11 protein-coding genes and 1 tRNA gene are annotated in these 14711 nt (G+C 64.3%); 8 read left to right on the forward strand and 4 right to left on the reverse strand.

From position 1 onward, the window contains the following. The first annotated feature begins 20 nt into the window (after positions 1-20). Positions 21-206, forward strand: coding sequence for a DUF3008 family protein (locus BMI88_RS03315; RefSeq protein ID WP_078539825.1), 186 nt, complete (start codon positions 21-23; stop codon positions 204-206). A 59-nt stretch (positions 207-265) separates the two neighbouring features. After that, positions 266-682 (forward strand): hypothetical protein, encoded by a 417-nt coding sequence (locus BMI88_RS03320; protein WP_146673462.1) that lies wholly within the window; start codon positions 266-268, stop codon positions 680-682. Positions 683-694: 12 nt separating this feature from the next. On the opposite strand, the gene BMI88_RS03325 is transcribed toward BMI88_RS03320, so the two are convergent. The 4 genes from BMI88_RS03325 to lipB all read right to left on the reverse strand — a co-directional run bounded on the left by BMI88_RS03325 (position 695) and on the right by lipB (position 4501). Continuing rightward, on the reverse strand, positions 695-1195 hold the full coding sequence (locus BMI88_RS03325; RefSeq protein WP_246831812.1) for a DUF2244 domain-containing protein: 501 nt from the start codon (positions 1193-1195) through the stop codon (positions 695-697). 128 nt (positions 1196-1323) lie between these two features. Beyond that, on the reverse strand, positions 1324-2994 hold the full coding sequence (gene ctaD, locus BMI88_RS03330; RefSeq protein WP_078546050.1) for a cytochrome c oxidase subunit I: 1671 nt from the start codon (positions 2992-2994) through the stop codon (positions 1324-1326). Between the two features lie 286 nt (positions 2995-3280). After that, entirely contained in the window at positions 3281-3712 is a 432-nt protein-coding gene (locus BMI88_RS03335; RefSeq protein ID WP_078520032.1) for a c-type cytochrome, read from the reverse strand. A gap of 114 nt (positions 3713-3826) precedes the next feature. Further along, positions 3827-4501 (reverse strand): lipoyl(octanoyl) transferase LipB, encoded by a 675-nt coding sequence (gene lipB / locus BMI88_RS03340; RefSeq protein ID WP_078546052.1) that lies wholly within the window; start codon positions 4499-4501, stop codon positions 3827-3829. 201 nt (positions 4502-4702) lie between these two features. Here lipB and BMI88_RS03345 point away from each other — a divergent pair, with 201 nt between their 5' ends. The 6 genes from BMI88_RS03345 to BMI88_RS03370 all read left to right on the forward strand — a co-directional run bounded on the left by BMI88_RS03345 (position 4703) and on the right by BMI88_RS03370 (position 14652). Next, positions 4703-6367 carry a peptidoglycan-binding domain-containing protein gene (locus tag BMI88_RS03345; RefSeq protein ID WP_078546054.1) on the forward strand — a complete coding sequence of 555 codons (1665 nt, stop codon included), beginning with the start codon at positions 4703-4705 and terminating at the stop codon, positions 6365-6367. 143 nt (positions 6368-6510) lie between these two features. Then, a tRNA-Leu gene (locus tag BMI88_RS03350) sits at positions 6511-6597 on the forward strand. A gap of 233 nt (positions 6598-6830) precedes the next feature. Continuing rightward, a complete protein-coding gene (locus BMI88_RS19695) occupies positions 6831-9395 on the forward strand; it encodes a hypothetical protein (RefSeq protein WP_078546056.1) in 2565 nt (854 codons plus the stop codon). A gap of 122 nt (positions 9396-9517) precedes the next feature. Then, positions 9518-12250 carry a Hint domain-containing protein gene (locus BMI88_RS03360; RefSeq protein WP_078546058.1) on the forward strand — a complete coding sequence of 911 codons (2733 nt, stop codon included), beginning with the start codon at positions 9518-9520 and terminating at the stop codon, positions 12248-12250. A 109-nt stretch (positions 12251-12359) separates the two neighbouring features. Continuing rightward, positions 12360-13460, forward strand: a complete 1101-nt coding sequence (locus BMI88_RS03365; protein ID WP_078519761.1) for an ABC transporter ATP-binding protein — start codon at positions 12360-12362, stop codon at positions 13458-13460. 115 nt (positions 13461-13575) lie between these two features. Continuing rightward, positions 13576-14652 carry an ABC transporter substrate-binding protein gene (locus tag BMI88_RS03370; protein WP_078546060.1) on the forward strand — a complete coding sequence of 359 codons (1077 nt, stop codon included), beginning with the start codon at positions 13576-13578 and terminating at the stop codon, positions 14650-14652. The last annotated feature ends 59 nt before the right edge of the window (positions 14653-14711 follow it).

Genomic DNA, 14711 nt, shown 5'->3' on the forward strand with positions numbered 1-14711 from the left:
ATTTGTCAAAGGAGGCGGCGATGCCGGCGCAATCGAAAGCACAGCAGAAAGCAGCGGGCGCGGCGCTCGCAGCCAAGCGCGGCGAGACCAAGGTCGGCGATCTTCAGGGCGCATCGAAGGAGATGTATGACAGCATGTCCGAAAGCGAGCTTGAAGATATCGCGAGCACCAAGCGCGAAGGCCTGCCCGACACCAAGGACGACTGAGCGGTGCCGCCAAGGCTGTGCCTGATGTCGAGTGACGAGTAATGTGTTTGGAGAAGTGGATGAGGTGTCTTCCGGGGTTGGCGGTGATTGGGACTGTTGTCGGTCTATCGGGATGTGTCCCGGAACCGGGCCTGCAGGATCTGAAGCGGAGCTATCCCGACCGCGCGCTTTATCATTTCAATTCTTCGGCTCTGGGCGGCGAGGTGAGCTATCTCTGCGCGCCGGGCAGCACGCCGAGGGCCACCAAGGCCCGCGCGCGCAAGGCCCATGCTGCCTATGAGGCCGAAATACAAAGCTACGGCGACAGGTTCGCCGAGACGCTGGTCTCCGCTCTGGAGGCCGGAACCGGGGCGAGTTCCGCCGCGCAAGAGGTCAACCGGGACAGCGACGCCTGGGCGCGCGAAGCGGCGTTGAAGATCGAAGAACAGTATGAATGCCTGCCCGTGGCCGCACCGGGGGTCGGTATCTCGAAGTGAATTTCATGGTGATCAGGGCGCAACAGGGGCGCGCGAGGCTGCAAGACGGATCACCAGTTCGCGGTGCAGCTGGCGGCGTTCTTCCGGGGTGAGAAAGGCGCCGATCTCCACCTCGCGCGGGCCGCCGCGCAGCGTCAGATAGGCTTCGACCGGCCCGCCCTTTCCATGCAGATCGGCCTGCACCCAATGCGGATTGGCCGCCCAATCGCGCGAGGGTTTGCCCGGTTCGTGGCGGATCAGGTGCAGGTCCGGCCCGTTGAAGGTCAGGACCTCGAGCACCTCCCCGGTGCGATAGCTATGCGAGATTGCCCACCAGACGCCTGCGATGGCGAGCGCGATGAAGGGCAGCAGCCCCCACAGCTCCACATGGCCCAGCAGCGACAGCAGCGGCAGGCTGACCATGACCACCGTGGCCGCGATGAAGAAGACGAAGCCTTTGCGCGGCAGGGAACGATAGGGCCACAGGTGCAGCTGATCGGGCAGGGGCGCAGCCTCGGAGCGGGGCGCCTCCATGGTTTGGCCTTCGGTATCTGTCCAGCGATAGGGCATGATCCGCCCGGTCCTTCCTGCAACCTCTCGCCCTTTTGCAAACGGCCCCGGATCGCTCCGGGGCCGTTCTCGTTATCAGGAGATCTAGATCACTAGTGCGCGTGGGCGTGATCCCAATCCTCGCGCTTCGGGAGCTCCTCGAACGTGTGCTCCGGCGGCGGGGAGGGCAGGGTCCACTCCAGCGTGTCGGCATACTCGTTCCAGTAGTTGTTCTCGGTGACGCGCTTACCCTTGAACAGGGTGTAGAGCACGATGCCGATGAAGAACACGAAGCTGGCGAACGAGATGAACGCACCGATCGAGCTGATGTAGTTCCAGGTGGCGAAGGCCTCCGGATAGTCGATGTAACGGCGCGGCATGCCCTGACGGCCCAGGAAGTGCTGCGGGAAGAAGATCAGGTTGGACCCGATGAACATCATCCAGAAGTGCAGCTTACCGGCCCATTCCGGGTATTGGCGGCCCGACATCTTGCCGATCCAGAAGTAGATGCCCGCGAAGATCGCGAACACCGCCCCTAGCGACATCACGTAGTGGAAGTGCGCCACGACGTAGTAGGTGTCGTGATAGACGCGGTCGAGCGGCGCCTGCGACAGCACCACGCCGGTCACGCCGCCGATGGTGAACAGGAACAGGAAGCCGATCGCCCAGAGCATCGGCGTCTTGAACTCGATCGAGCCGCCCCACATCGTCGCGATCCAGCTGAACACCTTCACGCCCGTTGGCACCGCGATCACCATCGTCGCCACCATGAAGTAGCTCTGCTGGGTCAGCGACAGGCCCACCGTGTACATGTGGTGCGCCCAGACGACGAAGCCCAGAACACCGATCGCCACCATCGCGTAGACCATCGGCAGGTAGCCGAAGACCGGCTTCTTGGAGAAGGTCGCGATGACGTGGCTGATGATGCCGAAGCCCGGCAGGATGATGATGTAGACCTCGGGGTGTCCGAAGAACCACAGAATGTGCTGGTAGAGGATCGGATCGCCGCCACCCGACGGATCGAAGAAGGTGGTGCCGAAGTTACGGTCCATCAGCAGCATGGTGATCGCGCCCGCCAGAACCGGCAGCGACAGCAGGATCAGCCAGGAGGTCACGAAGATCGACCAGGCAAACAGCGGCACCTTGTGCAGCGTCATGCCCGGCGTCCGCATGTTGAGGAAGGTCGTGATCATGTTGATCGCGCCGAGGATCGAGCTGGCGCCCGAGACGTGCACGGCGAAGATCGCGAGATCCATCGAATAGCCGCCCTCGTTCACGGACAACGGCGGGTAGAGCACCCAGCCCACGCCCGAGCCTGCGCCGCCGCCGCCACCGGGGGCGAGCAGCGAAGCGATCCCGAGCGAGGTGCCCGCGACATAGAGCCAGTAGCTGAGGTTGTTCATCCGCGGGAACGCCATGTCCGGCGCGCCGATCTGGAGCGGCATGAAATAGTTGCCGAAGCCCCCGAACAGCGCCGGAATGACGACGAAGAACATCATCAGGACGCCGTGATAGGTGATCATCACGTTCCAGAGGTGCCCGTCGGGGGTGCATTCCTCGGCCGAAGCGATGAAGCGCGCGCCCTCGGCGCACATGTATTGCACGCCCGGCTCCATCAGCTCGAGGCGCATGTAAACTGTAAACAGGACCGAGATCAGCCCCACCGCGCCTGCGGTGAAGAGATACAAGATCCCGATATCCTTGTGATTGGTCGACATGAACCAGCGGGTAAAGAACCCGCGCGTGTCATGTGCGCCCTCGCCGTGAACGGCTGCGTCCGCCATAGTGATCTCCCATTTCTCCCGTCAGACCCGGGTCTCCCGTCCCTTTGGGCCTGAATGAACGGAGGTTATGAATATTTCGATGGCAGGGCAAGAATTCTGCACACGCATCCGTGAAAAAATGTCGCAGTTCTGTCAGGCGTGAGTGATCCGTGATCTCGCGCCCTTGGCAGGCTGTGCGAGCGTCGGGGTGGCGCCGCGCGGGCGTTGCGAATCCGCGACGCTGGCACAAAAAAAGCGGACCCCCGAAAGGGTCCGCCAACGAACGCGTGATGCGTTTATGTCGCGATCAGGACGCGGGCGCGTCGGGCGACACTTCTGCCGAACCGAGGTAAGCGGCGATGTCTGCCTGGTCCTTGCGCTGTTTGTAGGCCATGCCCGATTTCGCCTTGGGATCGCCGGTCTGCTCCTCGAGGAACTTCGACGGATCGGTGATGTATTCGGCGAGCAGCTCTTCGGTCCAGACGGCGCCGGTATCGGCGTATTCCTTGATCCCGTCCTTGTATTTATAGCCATCCACGGATGCGACCTTGCGACCGATCACGTTGTAGAGGTTCGGGCCGACCTTGCCGCCTTTGTAGATCGCAGTGCCATCGGGGGCGACGATCGAGTGACAGGCCTTGCACCGCTTGAATTCGTTTTTGCCTTTCTCGACGTCCTGCGCAAGCGCGGGGCTCGCAACGGTGACGGCGGTGATCATGGCAATAAGGCTGAGTTTCATCGCGTCTTCCTTGTTCATTTTGAGACGAAGCTCGGGCCCTCCCGACCCGGCTTTCACAGGGCAGTCACGCTGCCTTGAAGGGCGTTCTAACATGCATGATTACCTATGTGTCCACTAAACTTCTGAGGTCGCATTTAGTTTACTCACAAAAATGCGACAGAATGTCGCACGTAGCGCGAGATCAAGATCCGCCATCTCGACCGGCAGGCCGAGATCGACGAGGCTGGTCACCCCGTGATCGCGAATCCCGCATGGCACGATTCCCTCGAAATGCGACAGGTCCGGCTCCACATTGATCGAGATGCCGTGGAAGCTGACCCATTTGCGCAGCTTCACCCCGATCGCGGCGATCTTGTCCTCGCGCAGGCTGCCATCCGCCGCCTTCGGCTTGTCGGGGCGCTGGACCCAGACGCCGACGCGGCCGTCGCGAATCTCGCCCTTCACGTTGAACTCGTCGAGCGCGGCGATCACCCAATCCTCGAGCTGGCGCACGAAGCAGCGCACGTCGCGCCCGCGCTTGTTCAGATCGAGCATGACATAGGCGACGCGCTGGCCGGGCCCGTGATAGGTGTACTGACCGCCCCGCCCCGCCTCGAAGACGGGAAAACGGTCGGGATCGACGAGATCCTCGCGCTTTGCGGAGGTCCCGGCCGTGTAGAGCGGCGGATGCTCGAGAAGCCAGATCATCTCCTCGGCCTCGCCCGCGGCGATCTTGGCCACGCGGTCTTCCATGAAGGCCAGCGCCTCATGATAGGGGACCGGGCTGTCACTTACGCGCCATTCGACCATTTCTTAACCTCACCCACCGGAATTCCTCACCCGGCGTCAATATTCCTTGCCACATCGCCGATTCGGAGCGCAAACTTGACCTATTGGTAAGGTCGCGCACCCCCCGCGCCGGTCCCATTCCGACCGGTCCTGTCGTGCAGAAACATGGAATTTGCGGGGCAACAGGCAAGACCGGAAGTTATTTGATTGGAGGGTTCAGGGATGAAACACAAGTTCGTTCTGGCGGGTCTCGCGCTCGCCGTCGCTACGGGTGGACCGGCAGGGCCGGCGCTGGCGGGCGGCTCGGATATCGTAGGCGGGGTGATCGGAGGGATCATCGGCGGCGCGATCGTGAACGAGGCCAACCGCCAGCCGCGCACGGTCACCAAGCGCACCTATTACAAGAAGCCGACCATGTCGTCGGCGCAGCGCGAGGCCAATCGCGAAGTGCAGGTCTCGCTCAACCACTTCGGCTGGAATGTCGGCACGCCGGACGGGGTACTGGGGCGCAACTCGCGCGCGGGCATCTCGCAATATCAGGCCTTCATGGATTTCCCGATCACGGGTGAGCTGACCGATATTCAGCGCACCATTCTGACCACGTCCTATCAGAAGGCGAGCTTGGGCGGCGCTGCAGTCACGCAGACGATCTCGACCCATCCGCAGGGGATGCGCGGGCTGCTGATGCAGACGCGCGATCAGATGCTGGGCACGGGGAGCAACACCTATGCGGGCAATTCGATCGGGGGCTTGCCGCCGCAAATCTCCGAGGCCGTGTTCGAGATCGCGCGCAGCTCCAATGTCGAGCCGCAGCAGTTGATGGCGCGGTCTGGCTTCGTGCAGCTGGCCGATCTCAACAATGACGGGCGCACCGATTATCTGCTCGACACCTCGGTGCTCGGGCCGGGCTTCTGGTGCAATGACAAGAGCTGCGCGGTGCGGGTCTTCGCCTCGACGCCGAGCGGCTTCTCGCGCAACGATTTTCAGGCCTATAACGCGACGCCTGCGATGTTCACCTGTCAGGCGGGAGCATGTCAGAAGGCCGATCCGGGGGCCCAGAGCAACGCGCCGGTCACGGCTGCCGCGCCTGCGCCTGCGCCAGCTCCGGCCGCGCCGTCCTTCGCGACGCAGATGGCCTCGCAGCCGGCGCCCGCGATGCCGTCCTTCGTGGCGCCCGCGCCGGTTACGGAGTCGGTTCCGGTGTCGCTTGCGTCTTTCTGCGCCAAGACCAGTCTCGTCACGTCCTCCAATGGCGGCTTCGTCACCGAAGCCTCGCTGACCGATCCGGGGCAGGCCCTGGGCGAGCAGTTCTGCCTCGCACGCGGCTATGCGCTGGACGAGGGCGCGGAGCTGGAGGCCAATATCGGGGGCTTCACGCCCGAGCAGATCGCCGCGCAATGCCGCGATTTCGGCGCGCTTCTCTCCCAGCAGGTGGCCGCCATCGGCACCACCCCGCGCGAGGCAACGCTTGCCAAGGTGAAAAGCTTCATCGACGGCTCGGGGATGAGCCCGGCGCAGCTCTCGGGCACCGCGAAGGTCTGCCTGTCGGTCGGCTACCGCACCGACGACATGGATGTGGCGCTGGGCTCGGCGCTGGTTCTGGGCGGTCTGGGCGAGGGCGCCTATGACGAATTGATCGGCCATCACCTGATGCAGGGAATCGGCACGGCCGAGCGCGTCGATCTTGCGATGGGCTGGTACGAGAACGCGCTTTCGGCGCAGCCGGTCTTCGCGCCTGCGCAGCCCGAGCGCAGCGGTCTGATCCGCAAGGCGGCCCTGATGATGAACGGCCGCGCCGACGCCGCCACCGCGCCGAAGCCCGCGATGGCGCTGCCGAGCTTTGCGGCGAAGGCGGCGGAGCTCGTGGAAACCGCGGCTCCGCAATAACCTGTACCCCGCGACAGGCCGGGACGGCCCGGCCTGTCGCAACGGCAAGAGCGCGAATGCGAAAAATTCTCGCCAATCCCGAAATACCCCCTTTTCATCCCCCAAGCCTTTGGCTAATACGCGCCACACCAAGCCTAGACAGTGCGGTCGTGGCGGAATTGGTAGACGCGCAGCGTTGAGGTCGCTGTGGGGTAACTCCCGTGGAAGTTCGAGTCTTCTCGACCGCACCATTTCTCTCCTGAAGAGAAAGCTGACAGACCCGAGGCGGGTATCCCCCATTTCGAAAATCTCACGTTGCACCGTAGATGTGCGCGCGGCTTTGTGTATCTCCAGCTTTGGCGGTTTCCATTTGTTTTCAAAGTCCTGATGGCCTCGGGCGAGCTCCGTGCGCTCGGTTCAAGGCTCGGTAGGGCCTCTTGCTGATCCTATCCCTCGACAGCGGCTTACCCTGAGCGAGGATCGCATGACCTGCCACATCACCGGAATCGTCACATCCCCAGACGGGACGATTAGCGCCAATTGCACCGTCAGCTTCGAGCGGCTGGGCGGAATCGTCTCGACCGTCGAGCAAGGCGGCGTCACGGTCCGGGTGCCTAGGGTCGTCTCGGCCCAGACCGACGCGGAGGGCGCGCTCGCGATCGACTTGCCTGCGGGCGACTATCACGGCACCTGTTTCGGTGACGCGTGGGAGTTGCATTGGGAGTTTCTGGCCCGGGTGCCCGAAGCACCAAGCGAGAGTTTCGCCAATTGTATCGCGACTGCCCCCGAGGAAGCGCCCGCAGATACGCCGCCCTCGGAGGCGAGCGCGGTATATGTCGCGCTGGCGCAGGCTTGGGCGGAGGGCGCGACTCCGGGCGGGCCGGGCACGCAAAGCGCGCAGGCCTGGGCGGAGGCTGCGCAGGTCGCGGCGCAATCGGCGGGCGCAGAGGCGACGGTGGCGGCGGGGGCCAGCGCGTCCGCTGCGGAGAGCCGGGCGGCGGCGGAACTGGCGCGCGATGCCGCGATGCTGAGCGGCGGACTTTATGCGAGCGTTGCCGACGGACTCGGGGCCACGGCGGAAGGCGCGCATTTCAGTGTGGCGGGCGAGGGCGCGATTTTCGCGACGCTCTACCGCCATGCGGCCGGAGGCATCGCCGAGGAGGTCGCGAGCTACCCGTCTTCCGAGGCGCTGTCGGCGCGGAGTTTCTCTGGTATGCGCTCGGTCTTCGGCGGCAACGACTTTCGCGACGGTGCCGCGGGATGGGCCATCTCTGGGGCGGATACTGTAAGCTGGCCCCCCGAGGGCGCGGAGGTCGCGCGGAGCCTGTCGGGGCAAAGCTTCGGCGCGATGCTGATCTATAAGGACGTCCCCGGCGCGGGCGTCGATCTGGTCGCGGGGCATCGCTACGCGCTCTACGCCGATTTCGACGCGGAGGGCGATGTCGCTGCAAGCGGTATCGACACGCTCGGCTGGCGTCCCTTCGTGCTGCAATCGACGCCGGGATCGGCGATGGATGCGCTGCGCGTGCAGGTGGGTGACATAGGTGCGCCGATCCGCCACCGCGTTGCGCGGTGCTTCACCGCCGAGAAGAGCGCTACGCGCGGCAATCCCTATATCGAATTCGCGAGCCCGCGCGACGGGAGCGATCAGAACCTCCTGACCCTGTCGCTCAAACTCACGCTGCGCTGCTTCATGCTGGTCGATCTGGGCGTGGCCGGCGAGCCCGCATTCGACCTCAGCGAAACGGAGGTGGCCGAAGCGCTGGCGCGGCTGGGCGCCCCCTATCACCCGCTGCCCGAGACCGCGCAGGCGATCAGCTTCGACGCGGTGCGTGCGGTCCAGACGGGCTACGCCCAGCAGGCGGGGCAGGCGGCCCGCGCGGATCTTGCCGACATGGCGGAGGCGCTGCGCTCCCCTTGGGCGGGCAAGAGGGTTATCACTTTGGGCCATTCGCTGGTCTCGCAGGTCATGTGGCAACCGCATCTGCGCGAGATGCTGTCGCTCGAGGGGCACTCGGTGCGCGGGATCTCGGGTGGCACCTTGCAGCCCAAGCCGGGCGAGGGTGTGACGGGTATGTTCTCGCGCGACTATATGGCGGGACTCGCGAACGACCTGATCAATTTCAGCGATGCGACCGCAGGAAACGCGACGACGCTGGGCCTGAGCGCGGGTGTCCGGGACCGGAGTGCGGCGACGATCTTCTGGCTCGGCGCGAATGACGGGGTGACGGATCTCGCGAATGCCGGGTATCAAACCCTCGCGCTCGATGGGGCGCAGATCGCGGGGCTGGCGGCGAAGGCGGCGGCGCTCTCCGTCGGGCATTTCGCAGGCCCCGCTGAGGGGCTCGCGGCGACGCAAGCCGGGGCCTATTTCATGGCCCCCGGCACGAAGACCGGCTTCGATATCCTCTATGAGCATCGCAATACCGGCAGCGCCGAGGCGCGCGCGGTCTATCACGTTGCGCAGCCCGGCATCGCCTATAGCTGCGACCGGATCATGACCGAAACAGAGCAGGACGAGTTCGAGGCGCGCAACGCCGCGGATGGTGCGGCGGCCTTCCTGTCTGCGCCGCTGAGCAACGGGCATATCGTAACGTATGAGGGGCTGTGGCACACGATGATCGCCAATTATCTTGCGGCGAGCGGCTTCGACGGGGTGCCCGATCATCGGTTGTTCATCGTGCGCGAGCCGCAGGCCTTCTGGACTTTCGACGGGACGCTCGACTGGCCGCAAGGGCATTTCGAGCGCAACGCGGTGCATGCGCGTGTCGCCGATCGTTGGGGCATTCCGCAGATCGATCTGTGGGGCGAGAGCGGCATCAACCTCGCGACGCGCGGCTGGTATCTCGCGGTCGAGGCGGGGGGCGATCTGCTGATCCATCTCAACGACCGCGGCGGGCGGCTGTGCGCGAACCGGGTCGCGACGCGGATGGCGCAGTTTCCGCCGCTTGATCCGGCGGGGGCATCGGATGGCGCGGCTCTGGCGCTGCCCTTGGACGCGTCCGGGCTCGCGCCGTGGCAACCCGACAACACGGTCACGCCGGGCTGAACTCCGGCCGATTTATCTCAAATCGCAAGAACTCTCTCGCGCGCGTTAACCCTGCCTTGGGAGACGCGCGCGATGATCGCTCCGGGTGAAACCGTGTGTGGGGCTGATCGGGCGGTCGGGCGATGGCGAGTTACGTCTTTCATGGCTATTTCCGATCGGATTTCCTGATCGAGGGCGGCGGCTCGACCGTCGTCACCGGGAGCCGTCTCATGATCGACCCGACTTGGGACGTCGATACGAGCGGACGTATCTTCACCTTCACCGACGACGGCTCGACTCTCTCCGGCGACACAATCCTCGACGAGATCGGCAACGACCTCACGCAATCCGTCTCGGTGACCGATGCATATGGCGCGCCGATTGCGTCCGGTCAGGTCTATATCGAGAATGAGTTCACGCTGCTCGCCCCGGACGGCACGACGATCACAATCTATATCCTTGAGATCGGCGGAACGATCGTCGGCGAGGTCGCCGATCAACCGCTGCAGCCTGGCGTCACCTACGAAGTCACTTCGATCGTCGACGTCTCGACCGGTCCGGCCTATACTGAGCTCTTCAACGCAACCTACGACCCCGACGACGCCAACGCGATCCAGGGCGGCAGTCTGGATGACTCGCTTCAAGGGGGCGCGTCGAACGACCTGGTCGATGGGGGCGCTGGCGCCGACACGATCGACGGTGGCGCGGGCGACGACACTATTAACTACGGCGCCGGCGGCAGCACGCTGGCCGAGGGCGATCTGGTCTATGGTGGCGATGGCAATGATCTGATCGATGACGTCCCGGGCATCTCCTACGACTATGACGACACCATCTATGGCGGCGCCGGGAGTGATACGGTCTGGGCCGGGGGCGGCGCGGATTACGTCTTCGGCGGTGCCGATGGCGACGTGCTCCATGGCGAGGCTGGGGACGATACGGTCCTCGGGGGCGCGGGGAGTGACGAGCTTTACGGCGATGATGGCAATGACTCGCTTCTGGGCGAAGCTGGCGCCGATACGGTTCTCGGCGGCATTGGGGATGACACGCTCTCGGGCGGTGACGGGACCGATCACCTCGCCGGCGAGTGGGGCAGTGACCTCCTCTGCGGCGATGCCGATGCCGACACGTTCTACCTGAGCGACGCGTGGGGCAGCGATACGGTCTTCGGCGGCGAGACTGTCACCACGGGCAGCGATTTCGACCTGCTCAACTTCGCCTATTACACGGCGGGCGGCGTGGCCGTCACCTTCTCCGGATCGGAGAGCGGCACGGCCAGCGCAGGCGGCAACACAGCGAGTTTCAGCGAGATCGAAGGGGTCGTCGGGTCGCAGCAGGGCGACGTGATCGACGCCACGAGTGATGCCAGCGGCGTCTTGATCGACGGTGGCGGCGGCGCCGACACCATCACCGGCGGATCCGGCGCGGACACGCTTTCGGGCGGCGACGGCAACGACACGATCTGGGCGCTGGGCGGCGACGACCTGATCTCGGGCGGGGCGGGCGACGATACGCTACAGGGCGTGGGTGGTAGCGATACGCTGACCGGCGGCGCAGGGGCTGACGAGCTGCATGGCGGCGACGATGCCGACACTTTCCTGCTTTATGACGGGGACGGGGCCGAGACGATCTTCGGCGGCGAAGGCGGCACCGATTGGGACGTGATCGAGCTTGGTCCGGGTGAGGCCGTCGTCCTCTGGTCCGGTTGGGAAACCGGCGCGATCAGTTATGACGGCGGCATTACCGTCACCTATTTCTGGGAAGTCGAGGAGGTTCGGGGCTCCGCCGACGCAGAGGCATTCGATGCCTCCGCCGCGGGGAATGCCGTCTCGATCGCAGCAGGCGACGGGGCCGATACGCTGACTGGCTCGGCGCTGGGCGACACGCTCGATGCAGGCGCTGACGATGACGTCATAGATGCGGGCGCCGGGGCCGATACGATCACCACCGGGCTTGGGGCCGATACGCTCCGCTTCAGCGATGGCGACGGGCAGGACATCGTCACCGATTTCGATCTGACGGATGACGGGACGGGCTTCACGCTCGACCAACTCGATGCCTCTGATCTGACCGATGGCAGCGGCAATCCGGTCAATGCCTGGGATGTCGCGGTCAGCGACGATGGCGCGGGCAACGCGGTTCTCAGCTTTCCCAATGGTGAGAGCCTGACGCTGACCGGCGTCGCGCCCGCGCAGGTGGCGGGGGCGCCGCAGCTCTACGCGATGGGCATCCCCTGTTTCACCGAAGGCACGCGGCTGGCTACGCCGGGCGGGCCGCGCCGGATCGAAACCCTGAAACCGGGCGATCTGGTCACGACGTTGGATGATGCGCCGCAGCCGGTCCTGTGGCATGCGCGTCGCCGGTTTGGGGCGGCGGCGCTGGCCGCCGATCCGCGGCTTTGCCCGGTGCGACTGCGGCCCGGCGCCTTCGGTAATCGCGAGGCGCTGGTTCTCTCCGGGCAACATTGCATCTGGGTGCCGGAGGGGCAGGGCGCGCTCGCGCGCGCGCGCCACTTAGCGGCAACGGGATGGGGCGGGGCGCGGGTGATGCGGGGCTGCCGGGAGGTGATCTATCACCACCTGCTGCTGCCGCGTCACGCGTTGGTCAATGCCGAGGGCGCCTGGGTCGAAAGTTTCTGGCCCGGACCGCAGGCGCTGCGCGCGCTGACCCCCTCAGATCTGACCGATCTGCTGCGCGCCCACCCCGCCTTGGCGAAGGTCCATTTCCTCGGCGCGGCGCCGGAAGCGGTCTACGGTCCACGAGTTCGTCCGTCTCTTACGTCGCGGAAGCTAGATCGTTCCAAATGCAAGTCGTGGTCGCTCCTTGCGCGACAAGCGACGCAAAACGGCAATTTTTCAGGCGAAACCGTGCTGTGATGCGTCGGTGACGTGGGTTTTTGATTTCCGGGTTGAAAAACGCAAATGCCCTTGCTTTAGTCACATGCACGGGAATTGACCAACGACAAAAAACAACGGGGAGCCCGCTTTGAACAACGCAGCTAGCGACGATGGATTCGTCGTATTCGACCGCGTGCAGAAGAGCTATGACGGCGAAACGCTCGTCGTGAAGGATCTCAATCTCTCGATCGGTAAGGGCGAGTTTCTGACGATGCTCGGACCGTCCGGTTCAGGGAAAACCACCTGCCTGATGATGCTTGCAGGTTTCGAAACCGCCACCAACGGCGAGATCCGCCTCGACGGCCAGAACATCAACATGGTGCCTCCGCACAAGCGCGGCATCGGGATGGTGTTCCAGAACTATGCACTCTTTCCACATATGACCGTGGGCGAGAACCTCGCCTTCCCGCTCGAAGTGCGGGGCATGGGCAAGGATGAACGCGAAACCAAGGTCAAGCGCGCACTGGACATGGTGCAGATGGGGAGTTTCATCCATCGCCGTCCGGCGCAGCTTTCGGGCGGTCAGCAACAGCGGATCGCACTGGCCCGCGCGCTGGTCTTCGACCCCGAGCTGGTCCTGATGGACGAACCGCTCGGCGCGCTCGACAAACAGCTTCGCGAACATATGCAGTTCGAGATCAAGCACCTGCACGAAAGTCTCGGGATCACCGTGGTCTACGTGACCCACGATCAGGGCGAGGCGCTGACCATGTCCGATCGCGTGGCCGTGTTCAACGACGGGCGCATTCAGCAACTCGCGCCGCCGGACGAACTGTACGAACGTCCGCAGAACAGCTTCGTCGCGCAGTTCATCGGCGAGAACAACAAGCTTCCGGGTCGGGTGGAAACGCTGAATGGCGACACCTGCACGGTGCGTCTGGAAACCGGCGAGATCATCGACGCGACGGCGGTGAACATCCGCGAGGCGGGGCAGGAGACGCTGGTTTCCATCCGTCCCGAGCGGGTCGAATTCAAGCCCGAGATGATGCCTTCGGGCGCCCATACGATCAACGCCGACGTGCTCGAAGTGATCTATATGGGGGATATCCTGCGCACGCGAATGAAGGTTGCCGGGTCGCCGGAATTCGTGATGAAATCGCGCAATACGCTCGATCAGGTGCGGTTGACGGAAGGCCAGACGGTCAAGATCGGCTGGCACCCGCAGGACGCGCGCGCGCTCGATCTCTAAAGAATGCGGAACGTGCGGTCCAAGCTCCGCACGCTCCGAACTGCCGCAAAAAGCGGCCAAGCGGCGAAAACGTCGCGAAACCACAAAAGCTCAACCAACTGGGAGTAAGACCAAGATGAAAAAAGCAATGATCCTGAGCACCGCGCTCGTCGGCCTCGTGGCCGGTGCGGCGCAGGCCGAGGAAGTCACTGTCCTTTCCTGGGGCGGCGCTTACGAAAAAAGCCAGGTCGAAGCCTATAACAAGCCCTTCGCGGAAGCGACCGGCATCGACGTGAACATGGAAGCCGCCGACAACCCGGCGACCCCGATCAAGGCACAGGTCGAGGCGAACAACGTGTCGGTCGACGTGGCCGATGTTGAGAAGTCCGACGCGATCCGCCTGTGCGACGAAGGTCTGCTCGAGCCGATCGACCCCGACTCCGATCTGGCCGCGTCGCCCGACGGCACCCCGGCGAGCGAAGACTTCATCGATGGCTCCTTCACCGATTGCGGTGTGGCGAACATCGTGTGGTCGACCGTGATGTCCTACAACTCGGACAAAGTTGACGGTGAGCCGACCTCGATCGCCGATTTCTTCGACACCGCGAAGTACCCGGGCAAGCGCGGTCTGCGTAAGTCGGCCAAAGGCACGCTGGAATTCGCGCTGATGGGCGCAGGCGTTCCGGCTGCGGACGTCTACAAGGAACTCGGCACCCCCGAGGGCGTCGACAAGGCTTTCGCCGAACTCGACAAGATCAAGGGCGACGTCGTCTGGTGGGATGCCGGTGCACAGCCGCCGCAGCTTCTCGCCGATGGGGAAGTCGTGATGTCGACCGCCTATAACGGTCGTATCTTCAACGCTGAAGTCGCCGAGGGTCAGCCCTTCAAGATCGTCTGGGACGGCCAGCTGATGGACTTCGACTTCTTCGTGATCCCGAAGGGCGCGCCCCATATGGAAGCCGCGAAGAAATATCTGAAGTTCGCGACCGAGACCCAGCAGCTCGCCAACCAGGCGAAGTGGATCTCCTACGGTCCGGCACGTAAGTCCTCGGCTCCGATGGTCGGTATGTATCAGGACGGCAAAACCGAGATGGGCCCGCATATGCCCACCGCGGAAAACAACATGCAGAACGCCCTGGTCAACGACTCGGAGTTCTGGGCTGACCACGACACCGAACTGAGCGAGCGCTTCAACGCTTGGCTCGCTGGCTAAAGCCAATAGGGCCGCGCGGCATTTCGGTGCCGCGCGGCTCGACCTGTTCGATGTCAGGA

Origin of the sequence: Thioclava sp. F36-6, assembly GCF_002020305.1 — a bacterium.
GTDB lineage: Bacteria > Pseudomonadota > Alphaproteobacteria > Rhodobacterales > Rhodobacteraceae > Thioclava > Thioclava sediminum.

Excerpts from the sequence above, each read along its gene's own strand:
- BMI88_RS03315 (WP_078539825.1), top strand. The coding sequence starts at position 21 with ATGCCGGCGCAATCGAAAGCACAGCAGAAAGCAGCGGGCGCGGCGCTC.
- BMI88_RS03320 (WP_146673462.1), top strand. The coding sequence starts at position 266 with ATGAGGTGTCTTCCGGGGTTGGCGGTGATTGGGACTGTTGTCGGTCTA.
- BMI88_RS03325 (WP_246831812.1), bottom strand. The coding sequence starts at position 1,195 with ATGGAGGCGCCCCGCTCCGAGGCTGCGCCCCTGCCCGATCAGCTGCAC.
- ctaD (WP_078546050.1), bottom strand. The coding sequence starts at position 2,994 with ATGGCGGACGCAGCCGTTCACGGCGAGGGCGCACATGACACGCGCGGG.
- BMI88_RS03335 (WP_078520032.1), bottom strand. The coding sequence starts at position 3,712 with ATGAAACTCAGCCTTATTGCCATGATCACCGCCGTCACCGTTGCGAGC.
- lipB (WP_078546052.1), bottom strand. The coding sequence starts at position 4,501 with ATGGTCGAATGGCGCGTAAGTGACAGCCCGGTCCCCTATCATGAGGCG.
- BMI88_RS03345 (WP_078546054.1), top strand. The coding sequence starts at position 4,703 with ATGAAACACAAGTTCGTTCTGGCGGGTCTCGCGCTCGCCGTCGCTACG.
- BMI88_RS19695 (WP_078546056.1), top strand. The coding sequence starts at position 6,831 with ATGACCTGCCACATCACCGGAATCGTCACATCCCCAGACGGGACGATT.
- BMI88_RS03360 (WP_078546058.1), top strand. The coding sequence starts at position 9,518 with ATGGCGAGTTACGTCTTTCATGGCTATTTCCGATCGGATTTCCTGATC.
- BMI88_RS03370 (WP_078546060.1), top strand. The coding sequence starts at position 13,576 with ATGAAAAAAGCAATGATCCTGAGCACCGCGCTCGTCGGCCTCGTGGCC.